1 protein-coding gene is annotated in these 16,816 nt (G+C 77.6%); it reads right to left on the bottom strand.

Going from position 1 to position 16,816, the window contains the following annotated elements; genetic code table 11:
- Window positions 1-7: 7 nt before the first annotated feature.
- Entirely contained in the window at window positions 8-16,588 is a 16,581-nt protein-coding gene (locus tag BOQ63_RS04955; RefSeq protein ID WP_454130611.1) for a type I polyketide synthase, read from the bottom strand.
- Window positions 16,589-16,816: the final 228 nt, after the last annotated feature.

Here is a 16,816-nt window from a genome sequence, read left to right as displayed (position 1 = left end):
GCGGCGGTCAGGCGAGTCCGAGCTCGCGGTCGATCAGGTCGAACATCTCGTCGTCGGTGCTGCCGTCGAGTCCGGCGTCCGGTTCGGAGTCGCCGTCGGCCGGCTCCGTCGCGCCGTCGTCGAGCCGCCACTGGAGGCTCTTGAGGCGGGTGAGCAGCCGGGCGCGGGACGCCGGGTCCAGGGCGGCGCTGTCGAGCGCGCCGGTGAGCGCGGTCTCCAGGACGTCCAGTTCGGCGAAGACGGGCCGGGCCGGGGCCGCGGCGTCCGTCGGCGCGCCCAGGAGTTCGCGCAGCCGGCCGGCCAGGGCGACCGGTGACGGGTGGTCGAAGACCGTGGTGGTGGGCAGGCGCAGTCCGAGCTCGGCGTTCAGCCGGTTGCGCAGTTCGACGGCGGCCAGCGAGGACATGCCGTGGTCCAGGAAGCCGCGTTCCGGTTCGAGCGCGTCGGGCTCCGCGTGACCGAGCACGGCCGCCAGGTGGCCGATCACCAGGCTCTGGAGCAGCTGCTCCTGCTGGGCGGCGCCGAGGCCGGCCAGCCGGTCCGGGACTCCCCGCTCGCCGCCGGTGGCGGTGCCGGCGGCCGTGGGCCGCGCGGTGGCGCGCCGGGGCAGCAGGTCGGCGAAGAGCGGCGGAGCGCCGGCCGTGGCCAGGGCGTGCCGGTCGAGCCGTACGGGGGCGAGGTGCGGGCGGTCCACGGTGCTCGCGGCGTCGAGCAGGGCGAGGCCCTGGGCGGCCGGGAGCGGCAGCATGCCGGAGCGGGCGAAGCGGGCGATGTCCACGGCGTCCAGCGTGGACGTCATCGCACTCGATTCTCCCCAGTATCCCCAGCCGAGCGAGACGGCCGGGCGGCTCTCCGCCCGGCGCCGGTGCGCCAGCGCGTCGAGGAAGGCGTTGGCGGCCGCGTAGTTGGCCTGGGCCGGTCCGCCGGCGGTGGCTGCGAAGGAGGAAAAGAGCACGAAGGCGGAGAGGTCCAGGTGCGCGGTGGCGCGGTGCAGGTGCCAGGCGGCGTCGGCCTTGGGGCGCAGCACCTCGGTGAGCTGCTCGTCCGTCAGGTTGGCGAGGAGCCCGTCGTGCAGGACGCCGGCGGCGTGCACGACCCCGGTGAGCGGGTGCTCGGCCGGGACGGTGGCGAGCAGGGCGTCCAGGGCGGCCCGGTCCGCGGTGTCGCAGGCGGCGACGGTGACGGTGGCACCGAGGGCGGTGAGCTCATCGCGCAGGGCCTCCGCGCCGGGGGCGGCGGGGCCGCGCCGGCCGGTGAGCAGCAGGTGGCGCACGCCGTGTGCGGTGATCAGGTGGCGGGCGACCAGTGCGCCGAGGGTACCGGTGCCGCCGGTGATCAGGACGGTGCCGGCGGGGTTCCAGGACCAGGCCGGACGGTCCGTGGACGTCTGCCCGGGCCCGGGGACCGGCAGCGGGCGCAGCCGGGGGGCCGTCACCCGGCCGTGCCGGACGGCGAGCCGGGGCTCGTCGGGCACGGCGAGGGCGGCGGACAGGGCCGCCGCGGACGCCGGGTCGTCGTCGAGGTCGAGCAGCAGGAACCGGCCGGGCTCCTCGGACTGCGCGGAGCGGATCAGTCCGTGCACGGCGGCCTGGGCGAGGGAGGTCACGTCCTCTCCGGGGGCGGCGGCTTCGGCGCCCCGGGTGAGCAGGGCGAGCCGGGAGCCGGCCAGGCGCGGTTCGGCGAGCCAGGCGCGGGCGAGGCGGTGGGCGGCCCGGACGGCCTGGTGGGTGGCGGTGACGGGGTCGTCGCCGTCGGCGGTGGTGAGACGGTGGACGACGGTGTCGGGGGCCGGCTCGCCGGCGTCCAGGGCGGCGGTGAGCTCGGCCAGGTCGGCGTAGCCGGGGGCACCGGGCGCGGCGGCCGGACCGGGATCCGTGGCCGACGGGACCGAGACCGACGGGTCCGTGGCTGCCGGGTCCGCGCCCAGGAGGGCGAGGGTCCCGCGCGGTTCGCCGGGGGTCACCGGGCACCACTCGACCGCGTACAGCGGCTCGGGCTCGGGCCCGAGCCGGTCGGCGGCGATCGGGCGGGCGGTGACGGCCTCGACGGTGAGCACGGGGGCGCCGTCCGGGTCGACGGCGCTGAGCGCGTGGCTGCCGTCGGGGCCCGGGGTGAGCCGGACCCGGAGCCGGGTGGCGCCGGTGGCGTGCAGGGTGACCCCGCGCCAGTCGGCGGGCTGGGCGGCGGCGCCGGCGTCCGCGCCGGCCCCGGTGGCGGCGAGCAGGCCCTGGAGCAGCGCGGGGTGGAGCCGGAAGCCGGCCGCCTCGGCCCGGTGCTCCTCGGCCAGGGCGACCTCGGCGTACCGCTCCTCGCCTCGCCGGACGAGCGACCGGACGGTGCGGAAGCGCTCGCCGTACCCGTCCGGTCCGGCGTGGGTGTCGGTGGGGGTCCCGGTGCCGGTGTCCGGCGGCAGGGCGTCGTGGGACGCCGGCCGGGCGGCGGACGGCGCCCCGGCGGGGGCGAGGGTGCCGGCGGCGTGCCGGGTCCACGGGGTGGACCCGGGTGCGTCGGTGCGGCGGGCGTGGACGGTGAGGGGCCGCCGGCCGTCCTCGCCGGCCGGGCCGACGGTGAGCTGGAGGTCGAGGGTGCCGTGCTCGGGCAGGACCAGCGGGCTGTGCTCGGTGAGTTCGGCGACGGCCGGGCAGCCGGCCTCGTCGCCGGCCCGGACGGCCCAGTCGAGCAGGGCGGTGCCGGGAACGACGGCGGTGCCGCGCACCTGGTGGTCGGCGGTCCAGGGGTGGGTGGCGGTGCCGATCCGGCCGGTGAGCAGGACCGTGTCACCGCCCGCGAGGTGGACGGCGCGGTCCAGTCCGGACGGGTCGGTCGTGCCGGCGGCGGCGGTGTCCCGGGCGAGCCAGTAGCGGCGACGCTGGAAGGCGTAGGTCGGCAGGTCCACCGGGCGTCCGCCGGCCAGGGCGGGGGCCCAGTCGATCCGCACCCCGCTGACGTGCGCCTCGGCGAGCGAGGTCAGCAGCCGCGCGGGGCCGCCGTCCTCACGCCGGACGGTGCCCAGCACCACGGCCCGGGCCCCGGCGTCGGCGGCGGTGTCCTCGACGGCCATGGCCAGTACCGGGTGGGGGCTGCATTCGAGGAAGGCGTCGTGGCCCTGGGCGAGCAGGGCGCGGACGGACTCCTCCAGCCGGACGGTGCGGCGCAGGTTCCGGTACCAGTACCGGGCGTCCAGCGGGGTGTCGCCGAGCCAGTCGGCGGTGACGGTGGAGAAGAACGGGATCCGGGCCTCCCGGGTGGTGATCCCGTGGAGTTCGGTGAGCAGGGTCCGCTCGATGCGCTCGACCTGGGCGGAGTGCGAGGCGTAGTCGACGGGGATCCGCTTGGCCCGGACGCCGTCGTGCTCGCAGCCGGCCAGCAGCCGGTCGAGGGCCTCGGGCTCGCCGGAGACCACCACCCCGGCGGGGCCGTTGGCGGCGGCGACCGAGATCCGGCCGTCGTAGGGTTCGATCCGGGCCAGGACCTCGGCGTGGGTCTGCGGGACGGACACCATGCCGCCGTGGCCGGACAGTGCGCGGGCGATGGCCAGGCTGCGCAGGGCGACCACCTTGGCCCCGTCCTCCAGGGAGAGCGCGCCGGCCACGCAGGCGGCGGCGATCTCGCCCTGGGAGTGGCCGAGGACGGCGGCGGGGGTCACCCCGTGGGCCTGCCAGCAGGCGGCGAGCGCGATCATGGTGGCCCAGAGCGCGGGCTGGGCGACGTCGACCCGGTCCAGTGCCGGGGCGTCCGGCGCGCCGCGCAGGACGGCGCTCAGCGACCAGTCCGTCCAGGGCGCCAGGGCCTGTTCGCAGGCGGCGATGGTCTCGGCGAACTCCGTTGAGCTGTCGAGGAGTTCGGCGCCCATGCCGGCCCACTGGGAGCCCTGGCCGGGGAACAGCAGGACGACCCTGCGGTCCCGCCCGGCGGCGTGCCGGCCGGTGACCACGCCGGGGGCGGGGGCGCCGTCGGCGAGGGCGGTCAGGCCGGCGCGCAGCTCCTCGGGGCCGGTGCCGATGACGGCGGCCCGGTGCTCCAGGAGGGCGCGTCGGGTGGCGAGCGAGTGGGCGAGGTCGAGCGGCGCCGGGGCGGCGGCGTCGAGGTGGCCGAGCAGGGCGCGGGCCTGGCCGCGCAGCGCCTGGGCGCTGCGGGCGGAGAGCAGCCAGGGCAGGGCGCCGGATTCGGGGGCACCGGGTTCCGGGGCGCCGGCCGGCACGGCACCGGGCTCAACGGCACCGGGCTCAACGGCACCGGGCTGGACGCCTTCGGATTCGGATGCCGCTTCGAGGAGCACATGGGCGTTGGTGCCGCTGAGTCCGAAGGAGGAGACGCCGGCCCGGCGGGGCCGGCCGGTCTCCGGCCAGGCGCGGGCCTCGGTGAGCAGTTCCACGGCCCCTTGGGACCAGTCCACGTGGCTGGTCGGCGTGTCGATGTGCAGCGACTTCGGCAGTTCGCCGTGCCGCAGGGCGAGCACCGTCCGGATCACCCCGGCGACCCCGGCGGCGGCCTGGGTGTGGCCCAGGTTGGACTTCACCGAGCCCAGCAGCAGCGGGAGTTCACGCTCCTGCCCGTAGACGGCGAGCAGCGCCTGGGCCTCGATCGGGTCGCCCAGCCGGGTCCCGGTGCCGTGCGCCTCGACCGCGTCCACCTCGGCGGGCGACAGCCCGGCGTCGGCCAGGGCCGCCCGGATCACCCGCTGCTGGGAGGGCCCGTTGGGGGCGCTGAGTCCGTTGCTGGCGCCGTCCTGGTTGACCGCGCTGCCGCGCACCACCGCCAGCACCGGGTGCCCGTTGCGCCGGGCGTCCGAGAGCCGCTCGACCAGCAGCACGCCGACGCCCTCGGAGAATCCGGTGCCGTCGGCCGCCTCGGCGAAGGGCTTGCAGCGGCCGTCCGCGGCCAGGCCGCGCTGCCGGGCGAAGTCGACCGGGATCATCGGCGTGGACATCACGGTGACGCCGCCGGCCAGGGCCAGCGAGCACTCGCCGCCGCGCAGCGCGCGCACGGCCAGGTGCAGCGCCACCAGGGAGGAGGAGCAGGCGGTGTCCACCGTCACCGCCGGGCCCTCCAGCCCGAGCGTGTAGGCGACCCGGCCGGAGGCGACACTGACGGCGTTGCCGGTGTTGACGTACGGGGCGGCCTCCTCGGGGATGCGGGCGACCCGGTCGAGGTAGTCGCTGGAGGACAGGCCGGCGAACACTCCGGTGCGGCTGCCGCGCAGGGTGCCGGGGTCGATGCCGGCCCGTTCGACCGCCTCCCACGCGGTCTCCAGCAGCAGCCGCTGCTGCGGGTCCATGGCCAGCGCCTCGTTGGGGCTGACGCCGAAGAAGTCGGCGTCGAACCAGGCGGCGTCGTCGAGGAAGCCGCCCTGGCGGGTGCGGGAGGAGTCCGGGTGGTCGGGGATGCCGTCGTAGAGCCGTTCGAGGTCCCAGCCGCGGTCCGTGGGGAAGCCGGCGACGGCGTCGGTGCCGTCGGCCAGCAAGGTCCACAGCTCCTCGGGGGAGGTGACGGCGCCGGGGAAGCGGCAGGCCATGCCGACGATCGCGACCGGTTCGTCGGCGGCGCCCGGCGCGGTGCCGGCCGCGGGGCCGGCGGTCCGGCCGCCGAGGCCCTCGGCCAGGTGCCCGGCGAGCGCGCCGGGGGTGGGGTGGTCGAAGACCAGGGTGGCGGGCAGCCGCAGGCCGGTGGCGGTGTTGAGCCGGTTGCGCAGTTCGACGGCGGTCAGCGAGTCCAGGCCGAGGTCGCGGAACGGCCGGGTGGCGTGGACCTGTTCGGCCGAACCGTGGCCGAGGACGGCCGCGGTGCAGCCGCTCACCAGGTCGAGCAGCGCCGCGTGGCGCTCGGCCGGGCCGAGTGCCGCCAGGCGGGCGGGCAGTCCGCCTGCGGCCGGCCCGGACTGCGCCGTGCGGCGTGCCCGGGTGCGGACCAGGTCGCGCAGCAGCGGCGGGAGTTCGGCCGGGCCGCGGCCGCGCAGGGCGACGGTGTCCAGCCGGACGGGGACCAGCAGGGCGCGGCGGGCGGCGAGGGCGGCGTCGAACAGGGCGAGGCCGTCGGCGGTGTCGAGGGTGAGCGCGCCGGACTGTTCGGCGCGGGCGCGGTCGGTCGCGCCGAGGTGGGCGGTCATCGTGCTGGCCTGGGCCCACAGTCCCCAGGCCAGGGAGGTGGCGGGCAGGCCGCAGACCCGGCGGTGCTGGGCGAGGGCGTCCAGCCAGCTGTTCGCGGCGGCGTAGCCGCCCTGGCCGGGCGAGCCGAACACACCGGCGGCGGAGGAGAACAGGACGAAGTCGGCGAGGTCGAGGCCGCGGGTGAGGTCGTGCAGGTGGTGGGCGGCGTCGGCCTTGGGCCGCAGCACGACGGCGAGCCGTTCGGGGGTGAGGGCGTCGACCACGCCGTCGTCGAGGATGCCGGCGGCGTGCACGACGGCGGTCAGCGGGTGCCGGGCGGGCACCCCGGCCAGCAGGGCGGCCACGGCGGCGCGGTCGGAGGTGTCGCAGGCGGCGACCGTGACCTCGGCGCCCGAGGCGGCCAGCTCCTCGCTCAACTCCCGCGCTCCGGGGGCCTGGAGGCCGCGGCGACCGGCCAGCAGCAGGTGCCGCACGCCGTGTTCGGTGACCAGGTGGCGGGCGAGTTCGCCGCCGAGGGTGCCGGTGCCCCCGGTGATCAGCACGGTGCCCTCCCGGTCCCAGGGGCGCGGCACGGTGAGCACGATCTTGCCGGTGTGCCGGGCCTGGGCCATGTGCCGGAAGGCCTCCCGGGCGCGGGTGACGTCCCAGCAGGTGAGCGGGAGGGGTCGCAGCGCGCCCTGTTCGAACAGCTCCACCAGATCGGCGAGCATCTGCCCGATCCGCTCCGGGCCGGCCTCCTGGAGGTCGAAGGCCCGGTAGCGGGCGCCGCCGTGGGCCGCGGCGACCTCCTCGGCGTCGCGGACGTCCGTCTTGCCCATCTCGATCAGCCGGCCGCCGGGGGCGAGCAGCCGCAGCGAGGCGTCGACGTACTCCCCCGCGAGGGAGTTGAGCACCACGTCCACGCCCGCGCCGCCGGTGGCGGTGCGGAAGCGCTCCTCGAAGTCGAGGGTGCGGGAGGAGGCGATGGCGGTGCCGGGCAGGCCGTCGGCGCGCAGCAGGTGCTGCTTGGCCTCGCTCGCGGTGCCGTACACCTCGGCGCCCCAGAGCCGGGCGAGCTGGACGGCGGCCATGCCGACGCCGCCGGTGGCGGCGTGGACGAGCAGGCGTTCGCCGGCCCGGAGCCCGGCCAGGTCGCGCAGCGCGTAGTAGGCGGTGAGGAAGACCACGGGGACGGAGGCGGCCTGGGCGAAGGTCCAGTCCTGCGGGATCCGGGTGAGCAGGCGGTGGTCGGTGACGGCGAGCGGGCCGAAGCCGCCCGGGACCATGCCCATCACCCGGTCGCCGACGGCGAGTCCGGTGACGCCCGGTCCGGTCTCCCGGACGATGCCGGCGGCCTCGGAGCCGAGGTGCCGCGCCCCACCGGGGTACATGTCGAGGGCGTTGAGGACATCGCGGAAGTTGAGGCCCGCGGCCCGGACCTCGATCCGCACCTGGCCGTCGGCGAGCGGTTCGGCGGCGTCCGGGCAGGGCAGCAGTTCGAGGTTGTCGACCGTGCCCTTGGTGCGGACGTCCAGGCGCCACGGGCCGACGGGGACGGGCAGCGGCGCGGCGGTGTGGGCGTGGACCAGCCGGGGGGCGTGGACGGTGCCGTGGCGCAGGGCCAGCCGGGGTTCGCCGGCGGCCAGGGCTGCGGCGAGGGCGGCGGGCAGGGTGCGCCAGGAGGCGGGGTCGTCGTCCAGGTCGGCGAGCACGATCCGGCCGGGGTGCTCGTTCTGGGCGGAGCCGACCAGTCCGTGCACCGCCGCGGCGGGCAGGTCGTGGACGCCCTCGGCGGGGTCGGTGGCGACGGCCCGGCGGGTGACGACGAGCAGGGTGGCGTCCCCGCCGCCGGCCCCGTCTGCGTCCACGCCTGCGCCCGCGCCCGCGCCCGCGCCCGCGCCCGCGGCGAGGTGATCCCGCAGCACGGCGAGGGCGCCTTCGAGCGCGGCCCGCGGGTGCGGTCCGGTGGCCTGGTGGAGGACGACGCCGCCCCCGGGGCCGAAGCTGATCCCCGCCTCGGCGAGCGCGGCCGCGTGGGCGGGCGGTTCGCCGAGGACGGTCCAGCGGGCGGCGGCCGGAGCGGCCTGCGGGGCGGGCAGAGCCGGCCAGTCCAGGTGGTGGAGCGCCTCGCGGGCCACCCGGGCGGCCGGGTCGAGGGCGGCTCCGGTGAGCGGGCGCACGGCCAGGGCGTCGACGGTGGCCACCGGCCGTCCGGCCGGGTCGGTCATCCGGACGTGGACCGCGTCGGGTCCGGCCGGGGTGAGCGTGACCCGCAGCGCGGTGGCCCCGGCGGCGTGCAGGGTGACGCCGGTCCAGGCGAACGGCAGTCCGGGGCGGCCGCGCAGCGGGCCGAGCCCGGCCGGGTGGAGGGCCGCGTCCAGCAGGGCCGGGTGCAGTCCGTAGCGGGGGGCGTCGGGGCGGGCCGGCTCGGGCAGCTCCACCTCGGCGTGGACGGTGTCACCGAGCAGCCAGGCCGCGCGCACGCCCCGGAACACCGGGCCGTAGCCGTACCCGTCGGCGCGCAGGCCCGGGTACCAGCCCTCCAGGTCGACCGGCTCGGCCCCGGCCGGCGGCCAAGCGGCGCTCTCCGGTGCGGGCTCGGCGCCGGCCGGGCCGACCCGGCCCTCGGCGTGCCGGGTCCAGGCGTCCGGTGCGTCCGCCTCCGCGGGCCGGGTGTGCACCGCGACCGGGCGCAGGCCCGCGCCGTCGGGGGCGCCCAGTTCGATCTGCACCTGGAGGGCGCCGCGTTCGGGCAGCAGGACGGGCGCGTGCAGGGTCAGTTCCTCGATCCGGCCGCAGCCCAGCTCGTCCCCGGCCCGGACGACCGCCTCGACCAGCGCCGCGCCGGGAACGACCAGGGTGCCGGCGACGGCGTGGTCGGCGAGCCAGGGGTGGGTGTGCAGCGACCAGCGGGCGGTGGCCAGCAGGCCGCCGTCCCGGGCGAGTTCGACGGCGGCGCCGAGCAGCGGGTGCTCCGGCGCGGCGAGGCCGGCCGTGGTCACGTCGCCGCCGGCGGCACCGGGGCGCGGCCAGTAGCGCTTCCGTTGGAAGGGGTAGGTCGGAAGCTCGACGGGCCGGGGGTCGGCACCGGCGAAGCAGCGCTGCCAGTCCACCCGGGCGCCGTGCACCCGGGCGTCGGCCAGGGCGAGCAGGAAGCGGCCGAGCCCGCCCTCGTCGCGGCGCAGGGTGCCGAGGGCGGCGGCGGGCAGGCCGGCGTCCTCGATCGTCTCCTGGAGGCCGGTGGTGACCACCGGGTGCGGGCTGACCTCGACGAACAGCTGGTGTCCGGCCGCCAGCAGGGTGCGGGTGGCCTGTTCGAACTCGACGGTCCGGCGCAGGTTGCGGTACCAGTAGGCGGCGTCGAGCCCGGCGGTGTCGATGACCGCGCCGGTGACGGTGGAGCAGAACGGGATGTCGGCGCTGCGCGGGGCGATCGGGGCCAGCAGGTCCAGCAGCTCGCGTTCGATCCGCTCGACCTGGGCGGAGTGCGAGGCGTAGTCGACCGGGATGCGGCGGGCCCGTACGCCGGACCGCTCGCAGTCGGCGAGCAGTTCGTCCAGCGCTCCGGGTTCGCCGGAGACCACCACCGAGCCGGGGCCGTTGACGGCGGCGACCGAGATCAGCTCGCGCCAGCGGCCGAGCCGTTCGCGGACGGCGGTGACCGGCTCGGCCACCGAGACCATGCCGCCGAGGCCGGCCAGCTGCCGCAGCGCCCGGCTGCGCAGTGCGACCACCCGGGCGGCGTCGTCGAGCGAGAGCGCGCCGGCCACGCAGGCGGCGGCGATCTCGCCCTGGGAGTGGCCGAGCACGGCAGCCGGCCGGACGCCGTACGAGCCCCACAGCTCGGCCAGCGACACCATGACGGCGAACAGCACCGGCTGCACCACCTCGTCCCGGTCGAGGCCGGGTGCCCCGGCGTCACCTCGCAGCACCGCGCCGGCCGTCCAGCCGGTGTAGGGCGCGAGCGCGGCCTCGCACTCGGCGAAGCGGCGGGCGAACTCCGGCGCGGTGTCCAGCAGTTCGAGGGCCATTCCGGCCCACTGGGAGCCCTGGCCGGGGAACACCAGGACCGGGTCGCCGTCGCCCGCGCTCCGGCCCTCCAGCACGGTGGGGACGGCCCGGCCCTCGGCCAGCGCGTCCAGACCGCCCAGGAGACCGTCCAGGTCCGGCGCGACCACGGCGGCCCGGTGCTCCAGGGCCGCCCGGGTGGTGGCCAGGGCGTGGGCGACGTCGTCGGGGGCGGGCCCGGCGGCGCGCACCCGGGCGGCCAGGCGGCGGGCCTGCTCGCGCACCGCCCCGGGGGTGCGGGCGGACAGCAGCCAGGGCAACGGGCGGGCGGGGGCGGCGGGTTCGGGCTGCGGCGCGGACCCGCGCTCCGGTGCGGGCGGGAACTCGGGCACGGGCTCCGACGCGGGCTCGGCAGCCGGCGCGGCCTCCAGGATCACGTGGGCGTTGGTGCCGCTGACCCCGAAGGAGGACACCCCGGCCCGGCGCGGCCGCCCGGTCTCCGGCCACGGCCGGGCCTCCGCGAGCAGTTCCACGGCGCCGGCGGTCCAGTCCACCTGCGGGGTCGGCGTGTCGATGTGCAGCGACTTCGGCAGTTCGCCGTGCCGCAGCGCGAGCACCGTCCGGATCACCCCGGCGACCCCGGCGGCGGCCTGGGTGTGGCCCAGGTTGGACTTCACCGAGCCCAGCAGCAGCGGGAGTTCACGCTCCTGCCCGTACGTCGCCAGCAACGCCTGCGCCTCGATCGGGTCGCCCAGCCGGGTCCCGGTGCCGTGCGCCTCGACCGCGTCCACCTCGGCGGGCGACAGCCCGGCGTCGGCCAGGGCCGCCCGGATCACCCGCTGCTGGGACGGGCCGTTCGGCGCCGTCAGGCCATTGGAGGCGCCGTCCTGGTTGACGGCGCTGCCGCGCACCACCGCCAGCACCGGGTGCCCGTTGCGCCGGGCGTCCGAGAGCCGCTCGACCAGCAGCACCCCGGCCCCCTCGGACCAGCCGGTGCCGTCCGCCGCGGCGGCGAAGGGCTTGCAGCGGCCGTCCGGGGCCAGCCCGCGCTGCCGGGAGAACTCGACGAACACCTGCGGCGTGGCCATCACCGTCACGCCGCCGGCCAGGGCGAGCCCGCACTCGCCCCGGCGCAGGGCCTGGGCGGCCAGGTGCAGGGCCACCAGCGAGGAGGAGCACGCCGTGTCGACGGTGACGGCCGGGCCCTCCAGCCCGAGCGTGTAGGCGATCCGGCCGGACAGGACGCTCGCGGCGTTGCCGGTCATCACGTGCCCGGCCACGCCCTCCCGGGCCGCGTCCAGCACCACCTGGTAGTCCTGGAAGTTGGAGCCGACGAACACGCCGGTCCGCGAACCGCGCAGCGCCCCGGCGTCGATGCCGGCCCGCTCGACGGCCTCCCACGCGGTCTCCAGCATCAGCCGCTGCTGCGGGTCCATGGCCAGCGCCTCGCGCGGGGAGATCCCGAAGAAGTCCGCGTCGAAGTCGGCCACGCCGGTGACGAAGGCGCCCTCGGCGACGTAGCTGGTGCCCTCGTGGTCCGGATCCGGGTGGTGCAGCCGCTCGGTGTCCCAGCCGCGGTCGGCCGGGAAGGGGCCCACCGCGTCCCGCCCCTCGGCGAGCAGCTCCCACAGGCCCTCCGGCGAGTCCACACCGCCGGGGAAGCGGCAGGCCATCGCGACGATCGCGATCGGCTCGTCGTCGTCGGCGGCGGTCACCGTGGCGGCGGCCGCCGGTCCCGCCTCGGTGCCGTCCAGTTCGGTGCGCAGGTGACCGGCCAGGGCCGACGGCGTCGGATGGTCGAACAGCAGGGTCGCGGGCAGCCCCAGACCGGTGGCGGCGGCGAGGCGGTTGCGCAGTTCGACGGCGGTCAGCGAGTCGAAGCCGAGGTCCCGGAAGGCCCGGGCGGCGTCCACCGTCGCGGGGCCGGTATGCCCCAGCACGGCCGCGGCCTCGGTGCGCACCAACTCCAGCAGCACGCGTTGCCGCTCCGCGGCGTCACGGCCGGACAGCCGCCCGGCCAGCGGGGAGCGCTCCTGCGCGCCGACGGCGGGGGCGCCGGCCCGCCGGGCCTCCGGCAGCTCCGCGATCAGCGCGCTCGGCCGGGCGGCGGTGAGGGCGGGGGCGAGCACGTTCCAGTCCACGTCGGCCACGGTCAGACCGGAGGCGCCGGCGCCGAGCGCGCGGCCCAGCGCCGCCACGGCCGGCGCCGGGTCCATCGGGGTCAGGCCGCTGCGCCGCATCCGCCCGGTCAGGGCCGGGTGGTCCCCCGCCATGCCGCCGCCGGCCCACGGGCCCCAGGCCAGGCAGGTGACGGGCCGGCCGGCCGCCCGGCGGTGCTCGGCCAGGGCGTCCAGGTAGGCGTTGGCGGCGGCGTAGTTGGCCTGGCCGGGGTTGCCGAGGACCCCGGTGATCGAGGAGAACAGCACGAACAGGGCGAGGTCCTGCCCGGCCGTCAGCTCGTGGAGGTGCCGGGCCGGGACGGCCTTGGCCCGCAGCACGGAGGTGAACCGCTCGGCCGTCAGTCCGTCCAGCACCCCGTCGTCGAGCACCCCCGCCGCGTGCACGACGCCGGTCAGCGGCAGCTCGGCCGGAACGGCGGCCAGCACGGCCGCCAGCGCCTCGCGGTCGGCCGCGTCGCAGGCGACGACGGTCACCCGGGTGCCGAGCGCGGCCAGCTCCTCGCCCAGCTCCCCCGCCCCGGGGGCCTGCGGGCCCCGTCGCCCGAGCAGCAGCAGGTGTTCCGCGCCGGCCCCGGCCAGCCACCGGGCGACGTGGGCGCCGAGCGCGCCCGTCCCGCCGGTGATCAGGATCGTGCCGGCGGGCGCGGCCCAGCCCGTCCCGTCGGCCGCTCCCGGGGCGGCGGGGGCGGGCGGTACGGGGGCGGCGGCGCGGGTCAGCCGACGGGCCCGGGCACCGGAGGCGCGCAGGGCGACCTGGTCCTCGACGGGCCGCTGTCCGGCGGCGCGGTGTCCAGTGGCGCCGTGCGCGGCGGTCTGCTGTTCGGCGGCCTGGGCCAGCACGCCAACCAGCTGGGCCGCCGTCCGGGAGCAGGTCGTCGCGGGCAGGTCGATCAGGCCGCCCCAGCGCTGGGGGTGCTCCAGCGCGGCGACCCGGCCGAGGCCCCAGAGCTGGGCCTGCTCGGGCGCGGCCACCCGGTCCGAGGCGTCGGCGGCGACGGCGCCCCGGGTGAGGCACCAGAGCCGCGCCGGCCCACCGGCGGCCTCCAGGGCCCGCAGCAGGTCGACGGTCGCGGGCAGGTACCCGGGGACCTCGGGATGTTCCGGGTCCGGGCGGCCGTCGGCCGCGAGGAAGGACAGCACACCGGCGACCGGTTCGTCCGCTCCCCCGGCCAGCCGTGCGGCCAGGGCGTGGGCCCCCGGCACCCGTTCGATCCGCAGGCCCCGGGCGGCCAGGGCGGCCAGGACGGCGGCGGGCCAGTCCCCCGCCGGCGCGCCCGCCACGGCCTCCGTGTCCCCGGTGCCGTCCGTGAGCCCTTCGGCCCCCGTGCCCTCCGTGCTCGGCGTGCTCGCCGGGCCCTGCGGCAGGACCGCGAGCCAGCGGCCGGTGGGCACGGCGTCGGTCGGACCGGGTAGCGGTACCCAGGTGGTCCGGTAGGTCCAGGAGTCGAGCGTGCTCAGCAGCCGCCGCTGCCCGCGCCAGGCGGACAGCACCGGCAGGAGGCGGTCGAGCGAGGCCTCGGTGGCCTCCTCCGCGATCCCCAGCACCGCCGACGCCTCCTGCAGGTCGCCCGCCTCGACGGCCGCCCAGAAGGAGTCCTCGACCGGGTCGGCCGTGGGCGTGCCGGCTTCCCGCTGGTGGAGTCCGGGCAGCCAGTAGCGCTGCCGCTGGAAGGCGTAGGTGGGCAGCTCGGTGCGGCGGCCGCCGGTGCCGGCGAGCACCGCCGTCCAGTCCGGCCCGGCACCGCGCACGTGCAGCCGGGCGAGGGCCGCCAGCAGGGCGGTCTCCTCGGGGCGGTCCTTGCGCAGCAGGGCCACCGGCGCCGCGTCGCCGGGCAGCGTTTCGGCCGCCATGGCGCTGAGGACGCCGTCGGGGCCGAGCTCGAGGAGCCGGGTGACGCCCTGGTCGTGCAGGGTGCGGAGGCCGTCGGCGAAGCGGACGGTCTCGCGGACGTGGCGCACCCAGTAGTCCGCGTCGGTCGTGCCGGTGACCAGCTCGCCGGTCAGGTTGGAGACGACGGGGATCGAGGGCGCGTGGTACGTCAGGCCGTTGAGGACGGTACGGAAGTCGTCCAGCATCGGGTCCATCAGCGGGGAGTGGAAGGCGTGCGAGACCCGCAGGCGGCTGGTCTTCCGGTCGGCGAAGTGCGCTTCGATCGCCGCGACCGCTTCCTCCGTGCCCGAAACGACCACCGAGGACGGGCCGTTGACGGCGGCTATGGACACCGACTCGCCCAGCAGCGGCCGGACCTCCTCCTCCGTCGCCTGCACGGCGAGCATCGCGCCACCGGAGGGCAGCGCCTGCATCAGCCGGCCACGGGCGGCCACCAAGGTGCAGGCGTCGGACAGCGAGAACACCCCCGCCACGTGCGCCGCGGCGATCTCACCGATCGAGTGCCCAGCCACGAACTCCGGCCGCACCCCCAACGACTCCACCAGCCGGAACAACGCCACCTCCACCGCGAACAACCCCGCCTGAGCGAAGTCCGTCCGGTTCAGCAGCTCCGCGTCCGCACCCCACACCACCTCCCGCACCGGCAGGTCCAGCTCCGCACACACCGCGTCGAAAGCCTCCGCGAACACCGGGAAGCGCTCGTACAACTCCCGGCCCATCCCCAACCGCTGCGACCCCTGACCCGAGAACAGGAACGCCGTCGCCCCCTTGTCCACCGTCCCCAGGACGACATCGGGTGCGCTCTCCCCGCCCGCCAGGGCGTCCAGGGCGCGCAGCCGCTCCTCCGGGCCGTGGCCGAGGACGACGGCCCGGTGCTCCAGCCCCGCCCTGGCGGTCGCGAGCGAGTGGGCGACGTCCGCCGGCGCGAGCGGACGGTGGGTCCTGAGGTGGGCGGCCAGCCGTCCGGCCTGGGCGCGCAGGGCGGCGTCACCACGGGCCGACAGCACCCAGGGCAGGACGGCCCCCGGCAGCTCCTCCGCCGCCGGCTCGGCCTCCACCGGCTCCGGGACCGCCTCCAGCACCACGTGCGCGTTGGTGCCGCTGACCCCGAAGGAGGACACCCCGGCCCGGCGCGGCCGTCCGGTCTCCGGCCACTCACGGGCCTCGGCGAGCAGTTCGGCGGACCCGGCGGTCCAGTCGACGTGCGGGGTCGGCTCGTCGAGGTGGAGGGTGCGCGGGAGCAGGCCGTGCCGCATGGCCAGCACGGTCTTGATCACCCCGGCCACGCCGGAGGCGGCCTGGGTGTGCCCGGTGTTGGATTTCAACGCGCCGATCAGCAGGGGCCGTTCACGGTTCTGCCCGTAGGTGGCCAGCAGTGCCGCAGCCTCGATCGGGTCACCCAGCCGGGTCCCGGTGCCGTGCGCCTCGACCACGTCGACCTCGCGGGCCGGCACCCCGGCGTCGGCCAGGGCCGCCCGGATCACCCGCTGCTGGGACGGGCCGTTCGGCGCCGTGAGCCCGTTCGACGCGCCGTCCTGGTTGACGGCGCTGCCGCGCACCACCGCCAGCACCGGGTGCCCGTTCCGCCGGGCGTCCGAGAGCCGTTCGACCAGAAGCACGGCCGCGCCCTCACCCCAGGCGGTACCGTCCGCCGCGGCCGCGAAGGGCTTGCACCGTCCGTCGGCGGCCAGGCCGCCCTGACGGGAGAACTCGGTGAACATCTGCGGGGTGGACATCACCGTCACTCCGCCGGCCAGCGCGAGGGTGCACTCCCCGCGGCGCAGCGACTGCACGGCCAGGTGCAGGGCGACCAGCGAGGACGAGCAGGCCGTGTCGACGGTGACGGCCGGGCCTTCCAGCCCGAGGACGTAGGAGATCCGGCCGGAGGCGATGCTGACGGTGTTGCCGGTGAGCAGGTGCCCGGAGGCGTCACCGTCGATCCGCCCGCGGGCGGTGGAGGCGCTGTCGTAGCCGCCGTGGCCGGCCCCGACGAACACCCCGGTCCGAGTGCCGTGCAGCGAGTCCGGGTCGATGCCGGCCCGCTCGACCGCCTCCCACGCGGTCTCCAGCATCAGCCGCTGCTGCGGGTCCATGGCCAGCGCCTCGCGCGGCGAGATGCCGAAGAAGTCCGCGTCGAAGTCCCCGGCGTCGTGCAGGAATCCGCTCTGCCGGGAGGTGACGGAGCCCTCGGGGAGGTCCCAGCCGCGGTCCGCCGGGAAGTCGGACACCGCGTCGACGCCGTCCCGGACCAGTTCCCACAGCTCCTCGGGCGAGGCGACCCCGCCCGGCAGCCGGCAGGCCATCCCGACGACCGCGATCGGTTCCCGCTGCTGCTCGGTCACCTCGTGCAGCTGCTCGCGGGTCTCCTGGAGATCGGCGATCGCCCGCTTCAGGTAGTCGCGGAGCTTGTCTTCGTTCGACATCGGGACGTCAGCCTCTCCGGGGGTCGCCAGGAACACCGTGCCGGGGAGGGCCCTGCCGCGCGCCCGGTCCGGCGCCGACCGCCGACACCTGACGTCAGGTCCGACCCGTGGCCCGCCCAGTCTCGCCACGCTCGGCCCCGGTTTTCCCTAGGACCTGTCTTCACACCCGCGTCTGCGGGGCGGCGCTGGGGCACGCGCCCCGCAGCGGCACGACGCGGGCGGGCGGGC

It is taken from the genome of Streptomyces viridifaciens, from assembly GCF_001888885.2.
GTDB lineage: Bacteria > Actinomycetota > Actinomycetes > Streptomycetales > Streptomycetaceae > Kitasatospora > Kitasatospora aureofaciens.
The sequence above is the reverse complement of the archived record's forward strand: the minus strand, read 5'-3'. Positions and strand labels throughout refer to the sequence as shown.